The following is a 17,796-nucleotide window of genomic DNA, read 5'->3' as shown; positions in this document are numbered from 1 at the left end:
CGCTGACCGGCAGTGTCATGCCGATCCGGATCGCGTCCGCCTGCGCCTGCGCGAACACGCTGCCGCCGTGCATGGTGGCGATTGCCTTGACGATGGCCAGAGCGGCTCGCCTTGCAGCGCGCTGGTGAGCCGCTGCGACCACGCATACAGTTCGGCGGTTTCGTTGCCCTTGAGCACGTACTGGTACTGGGCACGCGGCTGTCCGGCGCCGATATTGATGTCCTGCGCTGCGCGCAGGTAGCGCTGGATGCCCGGCACCGCGGCCAGCCTGGGCCGCAGGCGGTCGATTAGGCCGCTGGCCGAGACGTCGCGGTCGGAACGGTCCTTGAGCACGATCCAGAAGCGGCCGTTGGCCAGGGCCTGGCTGCCGCCGGTCATGCCGACCGAATGGTTGACCGTCAGCACGGCCGGGTCGGCAGCGATGATGTCGGCGAGGGCGCGATGCTTGGCGACCGTGTCCGCATTGGGGATATCCGCCGCCGCCTGCGAGGTGCCCAGCACGAATGCGGTGTCCTGCAGCGGGAAGAAGCCCTTGGGGATCAGCACGAAGCCGGCCTGACGCGGAACACATTAGGCTGGTCCTGTTCGCCGTAGCGCAGCACGGCGGGCCGCGCCGCCAGCGCATCGCGCAGCAGCCCGGTCTGCAGCCGCACCGCGACAAACTGGCCCGGCCACAGCTCGCCGGCGCGGTTGTCGAACTCGGCCTTGACCCGGACCGCGCCATTGCCGGTGCCCACGCGGCTGTCGATCACCCCAGCAGGCGCCCCTGCGCCAGCGGCGCGCCGCCGTCGCGTGCATGCGCGTGCACGGCCGCGTTCGCGCCGCCGGCGCTCAGGTGTTGCAGCACCGGCAGCGCCGACTGCGGCATGGTGAATTCCACGGTGATGGGCGACAGCTGCGTGACGGTGAAGATCCCGTCGGCATCGCCGACCCGCACCAGGTTGTGGCTGCGCCGGACCAGGCCGAGCGTGCCGAGCGCGAGCACGCAGAGCGCCGCGGCTGCAAACCACAACCGTCGCGCATAAGGGCCGAGCGCCGTGAGCAGATAGGAGGTGAGGGAGAACGCAGGCATGGCAGTCGGACCCGCCGGATCCACAAGCCATTGGCATGCTGGTTTATAGCCAACGGAGGCGGTTGGAACGGTGACGCCAGCCTGTCAGGGCTGTCAGGAAGGCCGCGGCGCGCGCGTGCGGTAGTCGCGGCGTGTTTGCTGACGGCTTTGCCGGTTGCGCATGGTGGAAAACCCGGGCCTGTCCCACGGCCCAACACCCTCTAACATGAAATACCCGCCGCCAGCGCGGCGTACAACGATAACGCGGAGACTTCATACATGGATCGTCGACAGTTCCTGAGCGCCGCGGCCATCGCGGCGGCCGCCGGCATCGCGCCGCACGCCATCGCGCAGCAGTGGCCGGCGCGCGCCATCCGGCTGGTCGTGGCCTATCCGCCTGGTGGCGGCACCGACGTGGTGGCACGCTTGTTTGCCGACTACCTGACGCGCGTGACCGGGCAGTCGGTGGTGGTGGAGAACAAGCCCGGCGGGGCCACCATTCCCGCCACGCAGGATGTGATCCGCGCCAAGAATGACGGGCAGACGCTGCTGGTGACGCTGGGTTCCTCGGCCACCTCGGGCGCGCATATCAATCGCGTTCCTTACGACCCGTTGACCGACCTCACCGCGCTGGCGGAACTTGGCCGCGCCCCGGTGCTGCTGGCGGCCAACAAGGATGCGCCGTACTCCACGCTGAAGGAACTGATCGCCTATTCCAAGGCGAACCCGACCAAGCCGATCCACTCGGCCTCGTACGGTCCGGGCACGTCGTCGCACTTCGGTCCGCTGCTGTTCAACCGGCTGGCCGGCACCAACCTAGAACCGGTGCTGTACAAGGGCTCGGCGCCGGCCACGCAGGACCTCGTGGGCGGCGTGGTGCCGCTGATGATCGACGGCCTGACCACCGGCGTGCCGCTATACCAGGCCGGCAAGACCAAGGCGCTGGCCACCACCATCCCGGAACGCTCTGATCTGGCGCCCGGGGCGCCTACCTTCCGTGAGCAGGGCTTTCCTGAGATGGAGCAGCTCAGCGGCTATTTCGCGCTGTTCGGCCCCAAGGCCATGCCCAAGGCCACGGTCGATGCGGTCTCTGCTGCGGTGCGCAAGGTGCTGGCCGACCCGGCCTACCAGAAGCGGCTGGCAGGCGTTGGCGTGCTGCCGCCGCAGGCGGTCACGCCTGAGGCCTTCGCCGCGCAGATCCGGACCGATCATGCGCGCTGGGGGCAGTTCATCAAGGAGATCGGCTTCAAGATCGATGGGTGAGGGGCGCCGCGGCTGCGTTGGCGTGCGCAGAGGCATCGGCGTGGGTGGCGAGAGGCGGATTCTTGTCCATACTGAACTTTGACTGGCGGGCTGTCGCTGCCCGCCGGGATCAATCGCCCAAGGAGAAGAATCGTGTTCAAGCACATCTTGCTGGCCACCGATGGCTCGGAACTGTCAAAAATGGCAATGGATGCGGCCATTGGCTTTGTCAAAGCCGGCGGCGCCAGGCTGACGGCCTATACGTGCATGGAAGAGTATCCGTACGTGGCGTCAGGCGATGCCGGCCATCCCAGGCGCAAGGCCTTCGAAGAGCAAGAGGCCGCACATGCAAGCGCCAGGCTGGAAGCGGTTGTCGCCGCGGCCAGGGCCGCGGGAGTCACATGCGAAACGGATATGACGACCTCGGTGCCCTACAAGGGCATCATCGATGCGGCGGCAAGGCACGGGTGTGACGTGATCTTCATGGCCTCGCACGGTCGCAGGGGCCTGGAGGGCTTGCTGGTCGGCAGTGAAACCCAGAAGGTACTTACCCACTGCCGGGTTCCTGTCCTCGTCTACCGCTAGACACTGCGCGGCGTGCCGCTGCGGGTGCTGGCGTACTGTCGAATCCACCTCACGGAGGAACCTGCCATGACGGAAATCGAACAGGAGAAAGTCGTCGCTGTGCTGGATCGAATACTCGAAGCCGAGCTCGCCGGGGTTGTGCGCTACACGCACTATTCGTTCCTGATATTCGGCTTCGGCCGCATTCCCATCGTGTCGTGGCTGCGTGAGCAGGCGAATGAGTCGCTGCTGCACGCGCACCAGGCCGGCGAATGGATCACGACCCTCGGCGCCTATCCCTCGCTTGGCATCGGCGAGCTGCTGGACAGCCACACGACCGATATCGGCGCGATCCTGCGTGAATCGCTTGCGACCGAGATGCAGGCCCTGGACCTGTATCGTGAGCTGCTAAGCCTGGTCGAGGGGCGCTCAGTCGCGCTGGAGGAGTATGCACGGCAGTTGATCCAGCTGGAGGAACTGCATGCGGGAGAGGTCGAGAAAATGCTGCGCAAGCCCGGCCTTGCGGCGACGGTGCAGCCGCGGCAGGGCTGACCTGGGCCGGCCCGCTGCCTTCTCGTGCGTGCAAAAGCGCGCGTGCCACAAGGTTTCGCCCCCATTGCTTTCGTCCCCGACGCCGGGAGCGCGGCCCAGGCCGCGTCACCGCGCCGGCCATCTACCCCCATCGCGCACCGTACCGACCGAGCCGGTCGCCAGCGCCAATGTCGCCGCGGCCGCGAGCGCCCCGTTATAAGCGTCGGCTGACGCGTTCCGTGCCAGCAGCAACTGGTTCTGCGCCAGGTTGGCTTCGATGAGGTTCGCATGCGGGCGGCTATGGCAAATGCTTGCCGGGGAGCGCGGGTGCAGGTCCGCGCGTGCTGACCGGGCGCGCGCCACGCGGGTCGGCGGCTTGCCGGCCTGGCTTCGCCGTATTGTCCCTGCGCCCGGTGGGCGTGCCGCGATTGCTGTCGGTGCGGTGCGTCGGACCGGAGAACGCGCCGATCCTGACTTCCTCGCCCATCCCCCCGACGACATGCTGCGCAAAGGCGGCCCCCGAGGTGGTAGTCAGCATGGCGATTGCCATCAGCGGGTACGCGTGGATCTTCCTCATGTTTGCTGTTTTTCGTGTAGTGGGCCCCGGGCGGGGCAAGGTTCAGGCAGCGGAGGGTAAATCAAGCGGATGTCCGTGTATGTAAGCTATTGTTAAAACGCCGGCAGCCGGGCAGGGATGCCCGATTGGGGCGAGGTGCTCCAACCATCAGGGATTGGAGAAAAGTGCTCGATATTGCACGCATGGATCGAGGGGTACGTGATGAATCCCAGCAAGCTAATCGTGGCGGCGGCACTTGCCGCGGCAACTCTTCCGGCGCTGGCACAGCCCGAGACGCGCGTGGACACGGTGTCGGGCGTCGGGGCTACCAGGACCACCGGCACGGTCAAGGCTACCGCCACGGTGGTGGCCATCGATGCCGCCACGCGCACCATTTCGCTCAAGAACAAGCAGGGCAAGATCACGGACGTACAGGTCGGCGAGGACGTGCGCAACTTCGAGCAGCTCCGCGTGGGCGACATGGTCACCGTCGAGTACACGCAGGCCTTGTCAGTGGCTCTCGCCAAGCAGAGCGGCATGCGCTCCAGCACCGAACGCGAGACCGCCGACCGGGCCGTTCCTGGCGCCAAGCCCGGCGGCACGGTCGGGCGCGAGGTGACGGTCACTGCCGATGTGGTGGCCGTCAACGCCAAGACCGGCATGGTGACGCTCAAGGGCCCAAGAGGCAAGACGGTGGACGTGCATGTCGAGGATCCGAAGCAGCTGAAGGCGGTTCGACGCGGTGACCAGGTGCAGGCCGTCTACACCGAAGCCCTTGCCATATCCGTCACGCCCAAGCAGGCCCGCTGAGCAAGGCGGACGCCGGGTGGGAGCATGCCGATGGGTTTTCTGCGGTGGTTGCACCGGCGCAATGCGCAAGTCCATGCGCACGGCAAGCAGGAGATTGCCGAGCTGGCCGAGCGCGTGACCCGGATCTATCCGCGCTTGCGGCTGGTGTCACGCTACCAGCAGCGGCTTCGGCCTGCGCTCGAGCAAGCGCAGGACTACGTGCGCGAACTCGTCCAGGGGCTTCCCGCGCCGCGGGAAGCCAGCATGCAGGCATGGGGTGACGATCCCTATGTTCACGCCTTCTTCGGCACGGCGCGTGACGTGCAGCTGGCCTTCAGCCGCTCTCCTGAACTGCGAGCGTTCTTCGAACAGTCGCCCGATGCGCCGCAGGCGTTTGCGGTGCTGGGGATGGCGATGACCGAGCGGCGCACGCTGGGGGTTGCGCTGGAAGGGGATGTCATGCGCACGGAAGTGCCGCAAACCACCGTCAGTTTCGGCGATCACAAGGTCAGGATCATCGCTCGCAGCGAGGCCGCGCTGCGCGAGGAAATTGTCCGGCGCATGTTCGATCAGTTCAGCATGGAGGGTCTCGCCCGTTTCGCTGCCGGCAAGTCACGCCGCGACGTGCTCGCGCGCGAGCAGGCGCTGCTGGTGGCGCGCCTGCGCCTGCTCCAGCAGCAAGGCACTGGCATGCGTTCGGTGCTCGGCGGCGATGCCGACGCAAGTCCCGGCGAGCAGGCCGCCCTGGGCGGGCAGATTGCCGCGAACGAGCAGGAACTTGCGCAGCTCGGCCCCGAAACCGGGGCGCTTGACCGTCAACTGGAATGCCTGGCCGAAGTCCTGGCGGATGCACGCTCCTGCTTTTCCATCGAGCAAAGGCACTTGCGGCTTAGTGCCATGAACGTGCTGCTCGCGGCGGACAGCGCGGGGCCGGCATACGACATCGACCTGCTCACTGCCCACGTCCCGGGCGATCCGCCGCTGGTGCGATCCATCGCACTGGTGCGTTTCGCGCGTGGCGACATGCTGTCGCCCACCGCCCTGATCGAGGAGGCGGAGCGGCTGCTGTGACAGCGGGGATGGTTCTCTTGCGCAGGCCCGGACCCTGCAGTCGCTCCACGTAGGCTACGCGGGCGGCGCCCGCAAACCTCCTGATGGCTCCCCCGCAGACCACAGCCCTATAATGCTTCGTTCCCAATGCAAAGCGCTGCCGGGGTGATCAGGCCGGCGCAACCCACACATGTCTTCGCATCATCCAGAGCCGATTGCCGGTACCAAGCTGGTGCCCCCGCGCCTTGCACGGCGGCCGTTGGTCCGCGATGCGTTGGCCGAACGCCTGCTTGAAGCGCGGCATCGGCGTTGTGTGGTGGTCCAGGGGCCGGCCGGATGCGGAAAGACCTCGACGCTCGTGACCTGGCGCAAGGCACTGGTTTCGGTCGGCTTTGAGGTTGCGTGGCTGTCGGTGGCCGAAGAGGACAATGAACCTGCGCGCTTCTTCGACTGCCTGCTCGCCAGCATTGCGCTGGTCGACGCCGATATCGCGGCCAAGGCCGCCGATCTGACCGGGGACGGCAGCGACGCTTCCCGGGTAGAGCATTGGGTGGTGACGCTGATCGAGGCGATTGCCAGCCAACCGCGCGACCTGGTCCTGATGCTTGACGACGTCCACCATATCGAGGATGGCCGCATCTGGCAGGCGCTGCAATGGCTGCTTGACTACGCGCCGCCGCAGCTGCATCTGGTGCTGTGCTCGCGCGGCCAGTTGCCGCTGTCGCTGGCGCGCATGCAGTCGCAAGGGCTGCTTGCCGTCTTCGATTTGCGTGACCTGCGCTTCAGCCTCGAGGAATCGGAGGCCTACCTGCGCGAGCAACTGGGCGAGGTCAGCCCGCGCGACGCCCGGCGGCTGCATGAGCTGACCGATGGCTGGGTCGCCGGGCTGCAACTGTTCGCCCTGGATATCAAGGCCAAGCACGGCGCCGGCTTCGCGCCGATTGCGCTGCGCGATGCGAGCGCCTTCGCCCAGTATTTCGAACGCGAGGTACTGTGCCAGCTCGACGCCGACGACCAGAAGCTGCTGACCTGCGTGGCCATTTGCAGCCGCTTCAGCGCGCACTTGTGCGCAACGCTGGTGGGCGAGCCGCGCGCGGTGGCGCGCATGATCACACGGCTGGTCAGGCTCGACAGCAGCAATCTGTTCCTGATCCATGTGAGTGGCCACGACCACGAGAGCTGGTATCGCCTCCACCCCTTGCTGCGCGAAGTGTTGCTTGCGCGTGTTGCGGCCATGTCCCGCGCGCAGCAGCAAGCGCTGCACGCGGCTGCCTGGCGCTGGTTCGCGCAGCGCGAGTACGTTGACGAAGCGGTCCGGCACGCGGTGCTCGCCGGCGAGGAAGATGCTGCCGCGGACGCGATCCAGGCCCGCGCGTCCGAACTGCTGGCGCGCGACGGTCTTGGCCGGCTTACCAGCCTGCTGCGCTTGCTCCCCGCCAGGCAGGTCGAGTCGCGCTTTGCGCTGCAAATGATGCAAGCGCACATCGACCTGCGCGCCTGCCATCTCGACGCAGCGGCTGAAGCGATCGGACGGCTGGCGACGCAAGCCGCCGCGCTGGGCGAGCGCGAGCGCTACGCGGTCACGGTGCTGCGCGGCGGCATGGCGCTGATGCGGGATGACATCGGCGCGGCGGCGGCCTTGCTGCCTGAACTGGAGTGCGTGCCCGCTGATGCGGGCGACTTCCTGTTGACCGCGCGCGGCAATGTGATGGGCTGGGTCCACATGCACCGTGGCGAGCATGAGCGCGCGCGCGAGGTGCTGGCCGACAGCACGCTGCAGGGCGGTACCATGGTCAGCAGTCTGATCGGTCGCTGCCTGTCGGGCCTGAGCCTGTCGATGGAAGGCAAGATCCTGCAAGCCGAGCCCGTGTTCCGCCAGGTCCTGAGCGAGGCCGAGCAGCTCGGCGGCGTGTATGCGGGCGCGGCGCACATGGCCGCGGTGCTGCTGAGCGAGACCCTGTACGAACTCAATGAAATCGATGCGGTCTGCGAGCTGCTCGAGAAGCGGATCGAGCAGCTGGAAGCGGTTGCGATCCCCGATGCGGTGCTGCGTGCCTTGCTGACGCTCGCGCTGTCGCACCGCGTCGCGGGAAGACGCCTGGAGGCCGCGGCTTACCTCGACCGTCTGGAAGACTACGCAGTGCAGCACCGCCTCGAGCGCCTGCTGGTGATCGCACTTGCCATCCGTTCGCGTTGGCAGTTGCAGCAAGGCGAAATCGACCTGGCGGAGGCAACCGTCGCCCGTGCGCAGGACCTGTCCTCGCACAGCGCGGCCCGCAGCCCGACCTGGGAGGTCAACGTCGTTGCGCAGCTGGCCGGCAGCGGATTGTGCCTGCACCGGCACGACTATGACGGCGCCATGGCGCGCCTGAAGCCGCTGCTGGACAGCGTGCAGCTGGCCGCTCGCGGCCGGCACGTGGCCATTGTGCTGACGCAGTGCGCGGTTGCCGAGCAGGGGCGCGGCAATGCGCGCGCCGCGCAGCATCATCTGTGCGAGGCCCTGCGCTATGGACTGCGGTTCGGCATGGTGCGCAGCCTGCTGGATGCCGCCAACGGGGGCATGAAGCTGATGGGCGAATTTCTGCAGGCGCTGGCGCTAGACCCGGTACTGGCCTTTTATGCGCGGCGTCTTCAGGAGGCATCAGGCCGGTGGCGTGCCCATGCGGCGCCGCTCGCCGACACGCGCCGCTCTGCGCCGATCAGGACGCTGAGTGAACGCGAGGCCGAGGTCCTGCAGCTGATCTCGCAGGCAATGTCGAACAAGATGGTGGCACGCACCCTGTCCGTCTCGCCCGAGACGGTGAAGTGGCACCTGAAGAATATCTACATCAAGCTGGGTGTGACCGGCCGTGACGAAGCGGTGGCGCTGCTGCGCGACCTGAAGGCCGACGCGCCTGGCCGCTCAGCTGGCCAGCACCGCTGACGCCACGAGCGCGCGTCCGCGCTATCCCGCCCAGCCGGGCGATCAACGCACAGCATTCCTTCCGCATCGTTCGCCAGGCCGTCGCCCCACCCGTATCCGGGAGGGGGCACGCATTCGCCCCATTCATGACTCGCGCTCTGGCCAGGGCTGGCCGGCGGGGTTTGCCCGCCGGTGCACGCGTGTTCGGCACCGGAGGGAGGGGGGAAGACTACCCAAATCGGGGAGGGGTGGTGGAGGGGCCCGCCCCGCATCATTGGCTCACCGCGGGCCGGCCTGGCATGCCAGCCGCCCAGCCTGGTCCAACACCGAACAGGGAGAAGTCTTCGTGGAAGTCCTCCGTAGTGTCTATCGTGAAGATCACGAGCAGTTCCGCACCACCGTGCGCCGGTTCCTGGAACGCGAATGCCTGCCGCGCCAGGAGCAATGGTGGGCAAACGGTATCGTCGACCGCGAAACCTGGCTCAAGGCCGGGCGCGAAGGCCTGTTATGCACGGCGTTGCCGGTGGAATACGGCGGTGGCGGCGGCGACTTCGGCCACGCCGCGATCCTCGCCGAGGAAATGGCGTTTACCGGCTGCAGCATTTCGTTCGGCCTGCACTCCGACATCGTTGCGCCGTACATCGTCCGCCTGGGCACCGAAGCGCAGAAGCAGAAGTGGCTGCCAGGCGTCTGCGCCGGGGAAACGGTGCTTGCCGTGGCGATTACCGAGCCCGGCGGCGGCTCGGACGTAAAGGCGTGCCGTACCACCGCCGTGCGGGATGGTGACGAGTGGGTCATCAACGGCAGCAAGACTTTTATCTCCAACGGCTTCATTTCCGACATGGTGATGGTGGTCTGCAAGACCGACCCGTCGGCCGGCGCCAAGGGCATCAGCCTGATCATGGTCGAGACCAACCGCGAGGGCTTCCGCCGCGGCCGCAAGCTGCAGAAGGTCGGCATGCACTCGCAGGACACCGCCGAGCTGTTCTTCGACAACGTCCGCGTGCCGGCAACCAACCTGCTGGGCGAGGAGAACAAGGGCTTCGGCTACCTGATGCACGACCTTGCACAGGAGCGCTTCATCATCGCCGTCAGCGCCGCCGCCAGGCTCGAGCGCCTGCTGGAGCAGACCACTGAGTACGTCAAGGACCGCAAAGCCTTCGGGCAGACCGTCTGGGACTTCCAGAACACCAGGTTCAAGCTCGCCGACATCAAGGCCCTGTCGGTGGCGCTGCGCACGATGGTGGATTACTACCTCGGCGAGCATATGCGCCGCCGCCTGAGCGGGGAGGAAGCCGCCATCGCCAAGCTGCATGCCACGGAAGTCCTGTGGAAGTGCATCGACGACATGGTGCAGCTGCATGGCGGCTATGGCTACATGCTCGAGTATCCGATCGCCCGCGCTTTCGTCGACACGCGCGTGGCGCGCGTCTACGGCGGTTCCAACGAGGTCATGCGCGAGCTGATCTCGCGCAAGCTGTAATTCCCCCAGTTCCAAGGAGACAAGACAATGTCCAAGCACGCGGTAGTTGCCGGCGTCGGCATGATCCCGTTCAGGAAGCCCGGCCAGAGCGACCCCTACGCCGTGATGGGAGCCAACGCCACCAGGCTGGCGCTGGAAGATGCCGGCCTTTCGTACGACAAGATCCAGCAGGCCTACGTTGGCTACGTGTATGGCGATTCGACCTGCGGCCAGGCGGCGCTGTACAAGGTAGGCGTCACCGGCATTCCCATCGTCAACGTCAACAACAACTGCTCGACCGGTTCGTCGGCCTTGTTCCTGGCGCGCCAGGCAGTGGAGAGCGGCGCGGTGGAATGCGCGCTGGCGCTGGGCTTCGAGTTCATGCAGCCGGGTCCGCTGAAGAGCGCGTGGACTGACCGCGAGGCGGCCATGGTCGAATTCACCAACATCGCCGCCCCGATGGTGCAGGATGCGGTCGAGGCCGGCGTGCCGCGCGCGCTGACGCTGTTCGGCGGCGCCGGCCGCGAGCACATGCAGCGCTACGGCACCAGGCTGGAGACCTTCGCCAGGATCCGCGCCAAGGCCAGCCGCCATGCCGCCAACAACCCGCTGGCCGTGTTCCGCACGGTCGTCACGGAAGCAGACGTGATGGCCGAGAAGGTGATGTGGCCCGGCGTGATGACCCGCTCGATGGCCTGCCCGCCGACCTGTGGCGCCGCCGCTGCCATTGTCTGCACCGAAGCCTTCGCGAAGCGCCACAACCTGCGCACCGACGTGCGCATCCTGGCCCAGTCGCTGACCACCGACGTGGCCCCGAGCTTCGAGCCGCCTTCGATGATCGGGCTGGTGGGCTTCCATATGGCCGAGGCGGGCGCGCAGGCTGTGTACGAGCAGGCCGGCGTCGGCCCGTCGGATATCCAGGTCTGCGAACTGCACGACTGCTTCGCGCAGAACGAGCTGCTGAGCTATGAGTCACTGGGCTTCGCCAGGACCGGCGAGGCCGAGAAGATGGTGCTGGACGGTGACAACACCTACGGCGGCAAGGTCGTGGTCAACCCGTCGGGCGGGCTGCTGTCCAAGGGCCACCCGCTGGGCGCCACCGGCCTCGCGCAGTGCTACGAGCTGACGCGCCAGATCCGCGGCAGCGCCGGTCCGACGCAGGTGGAAGGCGCGCAGCTTGGGCTGCAGCACAACCTCGGACTGGGCGGCGCCTGCGTGGTGACGCTGTACGGCCGCGGCTGAACCAGATCCAGACAATCGAGAGGAGATCAGATGGCTGACAAGAGCATGATTGGGATGGATCTCGGCAAGGGCTCCATCGAGGTGGAGAAGGGGCGCCTGCGCTTCTTCGCCAAGGCAACCGGCGAAACCAATCCGGTCTATATCGACGAAGCCGCCGCGCGCGACGCGGGGCATCGCTCACTGCCGGTGCCACCGACGTTCTTCATGTGCCTGAACAGCGATGTGTCGGCCGCATCGGGCATCGACCGCATGAAGGTGCTGCAAGTGGACCTGGGCCGCATCCTGCACGCTGAACAGGCCTTCGACTACCACCGCATGGCCTACGCCGGCGACACGCTGCACTTCGACACGACGGTCAGCGACGTCTACGACAAGAAGGGGGGCGCGCTGCATTTTGTCGTCAACGCCACCCGCGTGACCAACCAGCACGGCGAACACGTCGCCGACATGCGCAGCACCCTGGTGGAACGCCGCGGCTGATCGCGCACAAGGAGAACAGAACCATGCAAGCTCCCCGTTTCGCCGACGTGAAGGTTGGCGACAAGCTGCCCGCGCTGACGCTGCCGGCGATCAACCGCACCACGCTGGCACTGTATGCCGGCGCGTCTGGCGACCATAACCCGATCCATATCGATATCGACTTCGCCCGCAAGTCGCGCATGCCGGACGTGTTCGCCCACGGCATGCTGTCGGCGGCCTACCTCGGGCGCCTGCTGACCGCCTGGGTCCCGCAGGCGGCACTGCGCGGCGTGGCGATTCGCTTCACCGGCATCACGCACCTTGGCAACCAGCCGACCTGCACCGGCGAAATCGTCGAGAAGCTGGAAGCCGATGGCGAAAAGCGCGTCAAGGTCGCGATCAGGGCCACCAACCAGTACGGCGAAGACAAGCTGCTGGGCGAAGCCATCGTCGCGCTGAGCTGAATCCGGACAACCATATCTGCAGCAAGGAAAACACACCATGAGCAAACTCGCAGGCAAGTCCGCCATCGTTACCGGCTCGGGCCGTGGCATTGGCCGTGAAGTGGCACTGAAGCTGGCGTCCGAAGGCGCCCGCGTGGTGGTGAACGACCTCGACGCCGACCCGGCCCACGAAGTCGTCGAACTGATCAGGTCGCAAGGCGGCGAGGCCGTGGCCTGTGCCGGCAGCGTGACCGCCCCCGACTTTGCCGATCGCCTGGTGGGCACCGCGGTGAAGCACTTCCAGGGCATCGACATCATCATCAACAATGCCGGCTACACCTGGGACAACGTGATCCAGAAGATGACCGACGAGCAGTGGTACGCCATCATCGATTGCCACCTGACTGCCCCGTTCCGCATCCTGCGCGCCGCCCAGCCGGTGATCTCGGCCGCCGCCAAGGCCGAAGCGGCCGAGGGCCGCGAGGTGTTCCGCAAGATCGTGAATATCTCGTCGGGTGCTGCCGGCGGCAATGCCGGCCAGTCGAACTATTCGACTGCCAAGGCCGGTATCCTCGGCATGACCAAGACGCTGGCCAAGGAATGGGGCCGGCTGAAGGTCAATGTCAATGCCGTCGCGTTTGGCCTGATCGAGACGCGGCTGACGCAGGCGCTGGCCGGCGACCAGTCGAAGACGGTTAGCATCGAGGGCCGCGAGATCAAGGTTGGGGTGCAGCAGGCGATGCTGGACAACGCCAGCCGTGTGATCCCGCTGGGCCGTCCCGGCAAGGCGGAGGAAGCGGCGGGCGCGGTGTACCTGCTGTGCACGCCGGAGTCGAACTTCCTGTCGGGCCAGGTGCTCTACTGCGGCGGTGGCCCGGGCGCCAACTTCTGAGTGGGCAGCTTAAAGCCGCCCGCCTGCCGGCCGGCCGACCGGCGAGGCGGGGGTCTGGCGGCGACTAAAACAGATGGCCTGCGTCCCTGCGGACGCAGCGGCCTGCACCGCCAGGGCATGCGGCGGATGACGGAGACCCAGACATGTACATGACCCAGGCGCTGCACCGTTCCATGCAGCAGCGACCCAATGCCGAAGCGGTGCGCTACATGGGCCGCAGCTTGACCTTTGCCGGGCTGGGGGAGCGCGTCGCGCGGCTGGCCGCAGGCCTGCGCAAGCTGGGTGTCGAGGACGGCGACCGCGTCGCGATGTTCTCGCTCAACTCGGCGCGTTATATCGAGTACTACATGGCAGTGCCCTGGGCCGGCGCCGTGCTGAACCCGGTCAACATCCGCTGGAGCGCGGCGGAGATCCTCTACTCGTTCGAGGATTCGGGCACATCGGTGCTGATCGTCGACGACACGTTCAAGACAGTGGCCGCCACGGTGGCCGCGGACAGCAAGGGCCTGCGGCACGTCATCTATGCCGGCGACGGCGAGGTGCCGCCGGGCATGATCTCGTACGAGGCGCTGATTGCGGAAAACCAGCCGATGGAAGACCGCCTGCGCCGGGGCAACGATCTTGCGGGCATCTTTTATACCGGCGGCACCACGGGCTTTCCCAAGGGCGTGATGCTGAGCCATGGCAACCTGGTTTCGTCGGCGAGCAATGGCCTGATGGCCGGCACCGCGACCCTCGGCGGGACCATATTGCATGTCATGCCGATGTTCCACCTGGCATGCCTGTCTGCGCTCAACACTGTATTCCTGGCCAACGGCACGCATGTCCCGATGGACGCGTTCGACCCGGGTCGCGTCATGCAAGCCGTCGCGCGAGACCAGGTCACAGACCTGCTGCTGGCGCCGACCATGATCCAGATGTGCCTGGACTGGCTCGACCAGCGTCCGGAGCGTGCCGCAACGCCGGATGTCTCGTCGCTGCGCGCGCTGCGCTATGGTGCGTCGCCGATGTCGCTGACGCTGCTGCAGCGCGCACGCACCGCATTCCCGAAGGCTGGTTTCAGCCAGGGCTATGGGATGACCGAACTGTCGCCAGTGGCGACCTTGCTGGGGCCGGAGTACCACAACGAGGAATCGCTGGCCAACGGCCGCATGCGTTCAGTCGGCCGGCCGGCGTTCACCACCGAGGTCAGGATCGTCGATCCCGAGGGCAACGAGGTGCCGCGCGGCACCGTCGGCGAGATCGCGGTGCGCGGCCCCGGCGTGATGCTGGGCTACTGGAACCAGCCCGAGCAGACCGCCGCGGCCATCCGCAACGGCTGGATGCATACCGGCGACGGCGGTTACATGGATGAGGACGGCTTCGTGTTCCTGTGCGACCGCATCAAGGACATGATCATCTCGGGCGGCGAGAACGTCTACTCGGCGGAGGTCGAGGCGGCGCTGGCGAGCCATCCCGCCGTCGCGCAGTCGGCGGTCATTGGCGTGCCACACGAAAAGTGGGGCGAGTCCGTGCATGCGGTGATCGTGCTCAGGCAGGGAGCCAGTGCGACATTGGAGACGATCCAGTCCCACTGCCGAGAACGCATTGCCAGCTACAAGGTCCCCCGCAGCGTCGAATTCGTGGAGGCGTTGCCTTTGTCGAGCGTCGGCAAGGTGCTCAAGCACGAACTTCGCAAGCAACACTGGAAGTAGGCGTCCGCTGGCATGCAGCCTTGCTCAAGCTTGCATGCTGACCGCTGCTTCACGCTGTGTGGGCACCACGACCGGATTCAGGAATGCCGGCGCCAGGCCGGTCAACTGTTCCGCGGCGGCTCGCAAGGGCGGCAGGAAGCGCTTCACCGCTTCCTCCCTCGTGACTTCGCCCGAGGGCAGGTTGACGCTGATCGATGCCACCACGTTGTGGTGTTCGTCGCGTACCGGTACTGCGAGGCCTGCGATGTGCTGGTCGAATTCTCCATCCACCCACGCATAACCATCGCGGCGCACGGCAGCGAACGCTTCAAGCAATGCTGCCTTGTCGTGCACGGTGCGGTCCGTGTAGGCGCGCAGGGCGGCCTCGTCGAGAAACTGCGAGAGAAATTCCGTGGTCTGGAAGCCCAGTACCGCCCGGCCCGGTGCCGTGGCGAAGGCCGGCACATGGCTGCCCACGCCAAGTCCCAGTGAGCGGATCTTCAGCGACGGAATGCGCAGGACATACACCGCATCGTGCCCGTCGAACACACACATGCCGCACGACTCGGTGACCTGCGTCCACAGGGTTTCCAGCGCGCGTTGCGCGTGCCCCCAGAAGGGCAGCGAGGTCAGGTAGGTCATGCCGAGGGTAAGGATCTTCGGCGTCAGGCGAAAACCCCGCGTTTCGGATTCCGCCGCATAGCCCAGCTCGCACAGCGTGAGCAGGATCCGCCGGACCACCGTCCGCGGCAGGCCAGTGGATGCCGTGATGCTGGCAACGGTGTGCGTGCCGCTGCGCCCGAGGGCGTGGATAACGGCCAGTCCGCGGGCAAAAGAGCGTACGAAGCCATCGTTGTCGGTAGTAGTCATGTCTGTGCGAGGTCTGATTTCAGGTTGACATTGTAGCAAGGCCGGACGTAAAGTTCGAAAAAACGGGCGACAATGACCGCTAGGCGGACATGATTGTCCGAAAAGTAAACAGGAGACAACCATGAAGCGGCGTTTTCTTTGCCAGGCGCTAGCCTGCCTTGCTGTCGTGTCCACCTCGGGCCTTGCATTCGCCAACCCGTCCCCCGAGACCTTCCAGGCCAAGCGTCCTTTGCGCCTGATCGCGCCAAGTTCGCCCGGCGGCATCCTTGACCTGACCAGCCGCCTGCTCGGCAAGACGCTGTCTGAGCAGCTGGGGCAGCCCGTCGTCGTGGAGAACCTGCCTGGCGCGGGCGGCGTGATCGGGATGCAGGCCATGCTGCGCGCGGAACCGGACGGCCACACGCTGGTGATGGGCAGCCTTGGCCCCAATGCGGCCAACTACGCATTGCACGACAAGCTGCCTTACAAGTTCGAGGACTTCGCACCGGTGGCGCATGTGCTGACGATGCCGGACGTCGTGGTGGTCAACCCGAAACTGCCGGTCAAGTCCATTGCCGAGCTGGCGGCTTATGCCAGGACGCGCCCCAACGGCTTGTCCATGGCGGTGTCGACGAGCGGTTCTTCCGGCCATCTCGCCGGGGACCTGCTGAAGCAGCGCGCCGGCGTTAGCGCCGTCGACGTGATCTATCGGGGCGCATCGCCGGCGCTGACCGACCTGGTGGCGGGGCAAGTCGATTTCATGGTGGACAACCTCATCACCGCATTGCCGCTGGTGCGAGCCGGCAAGCTGCGCGCGCTTGCCGTCACCACCAGGCAGCGTGCCCCGGAACTCCCGGATACGCCGACCATGGCCGAATCCGGTTACCGCGACTTCGACGTTTCGGTCTGGCTCGGCCTCTTTGTCTCGTCCAGGACGCCGCCCGCGGTGGTGCAGGCGTTGAATGTTGCCGTCAACAAGGCGCTGGCCGATCCTGCGCTGCGCGAGAAGCTGGCCCAGCAGGGCGGTACTGCGGCGGGCGGGTCGACGCGGCAGTTCGACAGCTTCGTGCGCGCCGAAAAAGCCCGCTGGGAGCAGGTCATCAAGGACGGCAACATCAAGCCCGAGTAAGCGCGAACAAATTCATCACTCTCTTCTTGCAGACAACGCCATGCAAAACAATTTCAAGGATAAAGTCATCGTCGTCACCGGAGCCGGCAATGGCATCGGCCGTGCCATTGCCATGCTGCTCGGCGCGCAGGGCGCCAGAGTGGTCGTCAACGACCTGGGCTCCAGCGGCAGCGGCGAGGGCAGTGATGCCGGACCAGCCCAGAAGGTGGTTGACGAGATCCGTGCAGCCGGCGGGAAGGCTGCGGCGAACACCGATTCGGTCGCGACTGCCGAGAGCGCGCAGGCCATTGTCGATACCGCCATCCGCGAGTTCGGCCGCATCGATGGCGTGATCAACAACGCCGGCATCCTGCGCGACCGCATCTTCCACAAGATGAGCACCGCTGAATGGCAGGCGGTACTGGATGTGCACCTGAACGGCGCTTACTTTGTCAGCCGTGCCGCTGCGCCTTATTTCAAGGAACAGCAAAGCGGCACCTACGTCCACATGACCTCCACCACCGGCCTGGTCGGCAATTTCGGGCAGGCCAATTACGCCGCGGCCAAGCTCGGCATCGTGGCGCTGTCGAAATCCATCGCCCTGGACATGGCCCGCTTCAATGTCCGTTCCAACTGTATTGCCCCGTTCGCATGGAGCCGCCTGATCGGCACGCTGCCCAGCGAAACCGAGGCCGAGAAGAAGCGCCTTGAGCGGATGCAGGCGATGAAGCCGGAGCAGGTTGCCCCGGTTGCCGCGTTCCTGTCCGGCGATGCTTCGGCCGACGTCAATGGCCAGGTGCTGGCCGTGCGCGGCAATGAGCTGATCGTCATGAGCCAGCCGCGCCCGGTGGCGTCGGTGCATCGTGCCGAAGGCTGGACGCTGGAGACGCTGGCGGAGCATGCCGTGCCGGCGGTGAAGCGCGCCTTCACGCCGCTGGAGCGCTCGCCCGAGGTGTTTTCCTGGGATCCGATCTGAGAGCGGA

At 66.4% G+C, this 17,796-nt stretch carries 19 protein-coding genes; 14 read left to right on the top strand and 5 right to left on the bottom strand.

What is annotated here, in order from left to right; genetic code table 11:
• Window positions 1-15: 15 nt before the first annotated feature.
• The 3 genes from AC3WLF_RS13950 to AC3WLF_RS13940 are packed head-to-tail and all read right to left on the bottom strand — an operon-like array spanning window position 16 to window position 1,072.
• Complete coding sequence (locus AC3WLF_RS13950; RefSeq protein ID WP_492358395.1) at window positions 16-546, bottom strand: efflux RND transporter permease subunit; 531 nt, start codon at window positions 544-546, stop codon at window positions 16-18.
• Window positions 540-752 carry a hypothetical protein gene (locus AC3WLF_RS13945; protein WP_492317912.1) on the bottom strand — a complete coding sequence of 71 codons (213 nt, stop codon included), beginning with the start codon at window positions 750-752 and terminating at the stop codon, window positions 540-542. The genes AC3WLF_RS13950 and AC3WLF_RS13945 overlap by 7 nt, the downstream gene beginning before the upstream one ends.
• Complete coding sequence (locus tag AC3WLF_RS13940) at window positions 749-1,072, bottom strand: hypothetical protein (RefSeq protein WP_492317911.1); 324 nt, start codon at window positions 1,070-1,072, stop codon at window positions 749-751. Before AC3WLF_RS13940 ends, AC3WLF_RS13945 begins: the two co-directional genes overlap by 4 nt.
• 258 nt (window positions 1,073-1,330) lie before the next feature.
• Between AC3WLF_RS13940 and AC3WLF_RS13935 the strand changes: the two genes are divergently transcribed.
• The 3 genes from AC3WLF_RS13935 to AC3WLF_RS13925 all read left to right on the top strand — a co-directional run bounded on the left by AC3WLF_RS13935 (window position 1,331) and on the right by AC3WLF_RS13925 (window position 3,409).
• The gene (locus tag AC3WLF_RS13935) at window positions 1,331-2,314 is read left to right on the top strand and encodes a Bug family tripartite tricarboxylate transporter substrate binding protein (RefSeq protein ID WP_492358394.1); all 984 of its coding nucleotides are present in this window, start codon (window positions 1,331-1,333) and stop codon (window positions 2,312-2,314) included.
• Window positions 2,315-2,446: 132 nt separating this feature from the next.
• On the top strand, window positions 2,447-2,878 hold the full coding sequence (locus tag AC3WLF_RS13930) for a universal stress protein (RefSeq protein WP_010810581.1): 432 nt from the start codon (window positions 2,447-2,449) through the stop codon (window positions 2,876-2,878).
• 66 nt (window positions 2,879-2,944) lie between these two features.
• Window positions 2,945-3,409 carry a ferritin-like domain-containing protein gene (locus AC3WLF_RS13925; protein ID WP_492317909.1) on the top strand — a complete coding sequence of 155 codons (465 nt, stop codon included), beginning with the start codon at window positions 2,945-2,947 and terminating at the stop codon, window positions 3,407-3,409.
• Window positions 3,410-3,686: 277 nt separating this feature from the next.
• Here AC3WLF_RS13925 and AC3WLF_RS13920 read toward each other — a convergent pair whose 3' ends face one another.
• Window positions 3,687-3,965 carry a hypothetical protein gene (locus AC3WLF_RS13920; protein ID WP_492352723.1) on the bottom strand — a complete coding sequence of 93 codons (279 nt, stop codon included), beginning with the start codon at window positions 3,963-3,965 and terminating at the stop codon, window positions 3,687-3,689.
• Window positions 3,966-4,166: 201 nt separating this feature from the next.
• On the opposite strand from AC3WLF_RS13920, the gene AC3WLF_RS13915 reads away from it, so the two are divergent.
• The 9 genes from AC3WLF_RS13915 to AC3WLF_RS13875 all read left to right on the top strand — a co-directional run bounded on the left by AC3WLF_RS13915 (window position 4,167) and on the right by AC3WLF_RS13875 (window position 14,877).
• On the top strand, window positions 4,167-4,754 hold the full coding sequence (locus tag AC3WLF_RS13915) for a hypothetical protein (RefSeq protein ID WP_492317907.1): 588 nt from the start codon (window positions 4,167-4,169) through the stop codon (window positions 4,752-4,754).
• Window positions 4,755-4,784: 30 nt separating this feature from the next.
• Window positions 4,785-5,804, top strand: a complete 1,020-nt coding sequence (locus AC3WLF_RS13910) for a hypothetical protein (RefSeq protein WP_492358393.1) — start codon at window positions 4,785-4,787, stop codon at window positions 5,802-5,804.
• A 169-nt stretch (window positions 5,805-5,973) separates the two neighbouring features.
• On the top strand, window positions 5,974-8,706 hold the full coding sequence (locus tag AC3WLF_RS13905) for a winged helix-turn-helix domain-containing protein (RefSeq protein WP_492358392.1): 2,733 nt from the start codon (window positions 5,974-5,976) through the stop codon (window positions 8,704-8,706).
• A 325-nt stretch (window positions 8,707-9,031) separates the two neighbouring features.
• Window positions 9,032-10,168, top strand: a complete 1,137-nt coding sequence (locus tag AC3WLF_RS13900; protein WP_492358391.1) for an acyl-CoA dehydrogenase family protein — start codon at window positions 9,032-9,034, stop codon at window positions 10,166-10,168.
• A 27-nt stretch (window positions 10,169-10,195) separates the two neighbouring features.
• Window positions 10,196-11,389: a lipid-transfer protein gene (locus AC3WLF_RS13895; RefSeq protein WP_492352621.1), complete on the top strand. Its 1,194-nt coding sequence runs from the start codon at window positions 10,196-10,198 to the stop codon at window positions 11,387-11,389.
• Window positions 11,390-11,419: 30 nt separating this feature from the next.
• Window positions 11,420-11,869, top strand: coding sequence for a MaoC family dehydratase N-terminal domain-containing protein (locus AC3WLF_RS13890; protein WP_492358390.1), 450 nt, complete (start codon window positions 11,420-11,422; stop codon window positions 11,867-11,869).
• Window positions 11,870-11,892: 23 nt separating this feature from the next.
• Complete coding sequence (locus AC3WLF_RS13885) at window positions 11,893-12,312, top strand: MaoC family dehydratase (protein ID WP_492358389.1); 420 nt, start codon at window positions 11,893-11,895, stop codon at window positions 12,310-12,312.
• Between the two features lie 37 nt (window positions 12,313-12,349).
• Window positions 12,350-13,183, top strand: a complete 834-nt coding sequence (locus tag AC3WLF_RS13880; RefSeq protein ID WP_492352624.1) for an SDR family NAD(P)-dependent oxidoreductase — start codon at window positions 12,350-12,352, stop codon at window positions 13,181-13,183.
• A 143-nt stretch (window positions 13,184-13,326) separates the two neighbouring features.
• The gene (locus AC3WLF_RS13875; protein ID WP_492352625.1) at window positions 13,327-14,877 is read left to right on the top strand and encodes an acyl-CoA synthetase; all 1,551 of its coding nucleotides are present in this window, start codon (window positions 13,327-13,329) and stop codon (window positions 14,875-14,877) included.
• A 24-nt stretch (window positions 14,878-14,901) separates the two neighbouring features.
• On the opposite strand, the gene AC3WLF_RS13870 is transcribed toward AC3WLF_RS13875, so the two are convergent.
• Window positions 14,902-15,726, bottom strand: a complete 825-nt coding sequence (locus tag AC3WLF_RS13870) for an IclR family transcriptional regulator domain-containing protein (RefSeq protein WP_492352626.1) — start codon at window positions 15,724-15,726, stop codon at window positions 14,902-14,904.
• A 121-nt stretch (window positions 15,727-15,847) separates the two neighbouring features.
• On the opposite strand from AC3WLF_RS13870, the gene AC3WLF_RS13865 reads away from it, so the two are divergent.
• Window positions 15,848-16,834 carry a Bug family tripartite tricarboxylate transporter substrate binding protein gene (locus tag AC3WLF_RS13865; RefSeq protein WP_492358388.1) on the top strand — a complete coding sequence of 329 codons (987 nt, stop codon included), beginning with the start codon at window positions 15,848-15,850 and terminating at the stop codon, window positions 16,832-16,834.
• A 40-nt stretch (window positions 16,835-16,874) separates the two neighbouring features.
• A complete protein-coding gene (locus tag AC3WLF_RS13860) occupies window positions 16,875-17,789 on the top strand; it encodes an SDR family NAD(P)-dependent oxidoreductase (protein ID WP_492352628.1) in 915 nt (304 codons plus the stop codon).
• The last annotated feature ends 7 nt before the right edge of the window (window positions 17,790-17,796 follow it).

Source organism: Cupriavidus sp. FW306-01-F10A (genome assembly GCF_058782785.1).
Note: the sequence above shows the minus strand (reverse complement) of the source record. Positions and strands in the feature narration are given on the sequence as shown.

Bases quoted from the DNA above. Each gene is read 5' to 3' on its own strand.
- AC3WLF_RS13940 (WP_492317911.1), bottom strand. From the start codon at position 1,072: ATGCCTGCGTTCTCCCTCACCTCCTATCTGCTCACGGCGCTCGGCCCT.
- AC3WLF_RS13935 (WP_492358394.1), top strand. From the start codon at position 1,331: ATGGATCGTCGACAGTTCCTGAGCGCCGCGGCCATCGCGGCGGCCGCC.
- AC3WLF_RS13925 (WP_492317909.1), top strand. From the start codon at position 2,945: ATGACGGAAATCGAACAGGAGAAAGTCGTCGCTGTGCTGGATCGAATA.
- AC3WLF_RS13920 (WP_492352723.1), bottom strand. From the start codon at position 3,965: ATGAGGAAGATCCACGCGTACCCGCTGATGGCAATCGCCATGCTGACT.
- AC3WLF_RS13915 (WP_492317907.1), top strand. From the start codon at position 4,167: ATGAATCCCAGCAAGCTAATCGTGGCGGCGGCACTTGCCGCGGCAACT.
- AC3WLF_RS13910 (WP_492358393.1), top strand. From the start codon at position 4,785: ATGGGTTTTCTGCGGTGGTTGCACCGGCGCAATGCGCAAGTCCATGCG.
- AC3WLF_RS13905 (WP_492358392.1), top strand. From the start codon at position 5,974: ATGTCTTCGCATCATCCAGAGCCGATTGCCGGTACCAAGCTGGTGCCC.
- AC3WLF_RS13895 (WP_492352621.1), top strand. From the start codon at position 10,196: ATGTCCAAGCACGCGGTAGTTGCCGGCGTCGGCATGATCCCGTTCAGG.
- AC3WLF_RS13890 (WP_492358390.1), top strand. From the start codon at position 11,420: ATGGCTGACAAGAGCATGATTGGGATGGATCTCGGCAAGGGCTCCATC.
- AC3WLF_RS13885 (WP_492358389.1), top strand. From the start codon at position 11,893: ATGCAAGCTCCCCGTTTCGCCGACGTGAAGGTTGGCGACAAGCTGCCC.
- AC3WLF_RS13880 (WP_492352624.1), top strand. From the start codon at position 12,350: ATGAGCAAACTCGCAGGCAAGTCCGCCATCGTTACCGGCTCGGGCCGT.
- AC3WLF_RS13875 (WP_492352625.1), top strand. From the start codon at position 13,327: ATGTACATGACCCAGGCGCTGCACCGTTCCATGCAGCAGCGACCCAAT.
- AC3WLF_RS13870 (WP_492352626.1), bottom strand. From the start codon at position 15,726: ATGACTACTACCGACAACGATGGCTTCGTACGCTCTTTTGCCCGCGGA.
- AC3WLF_RS13865 (WP_492358388.1), top strand. From the start codon at position 15,848: ATGAAGCGGCGTTTTCTTTGCCAGGCGCTAGCCTGCCTTGCTGTCGTG.
- AC3WLF_RS13860 (WP_492352628.1), top strand. From the start codon at position 16,875: ATGCAAAACAATTTCAAGGATAAAGTCATCGTCGTCACCGGAGCCGGC.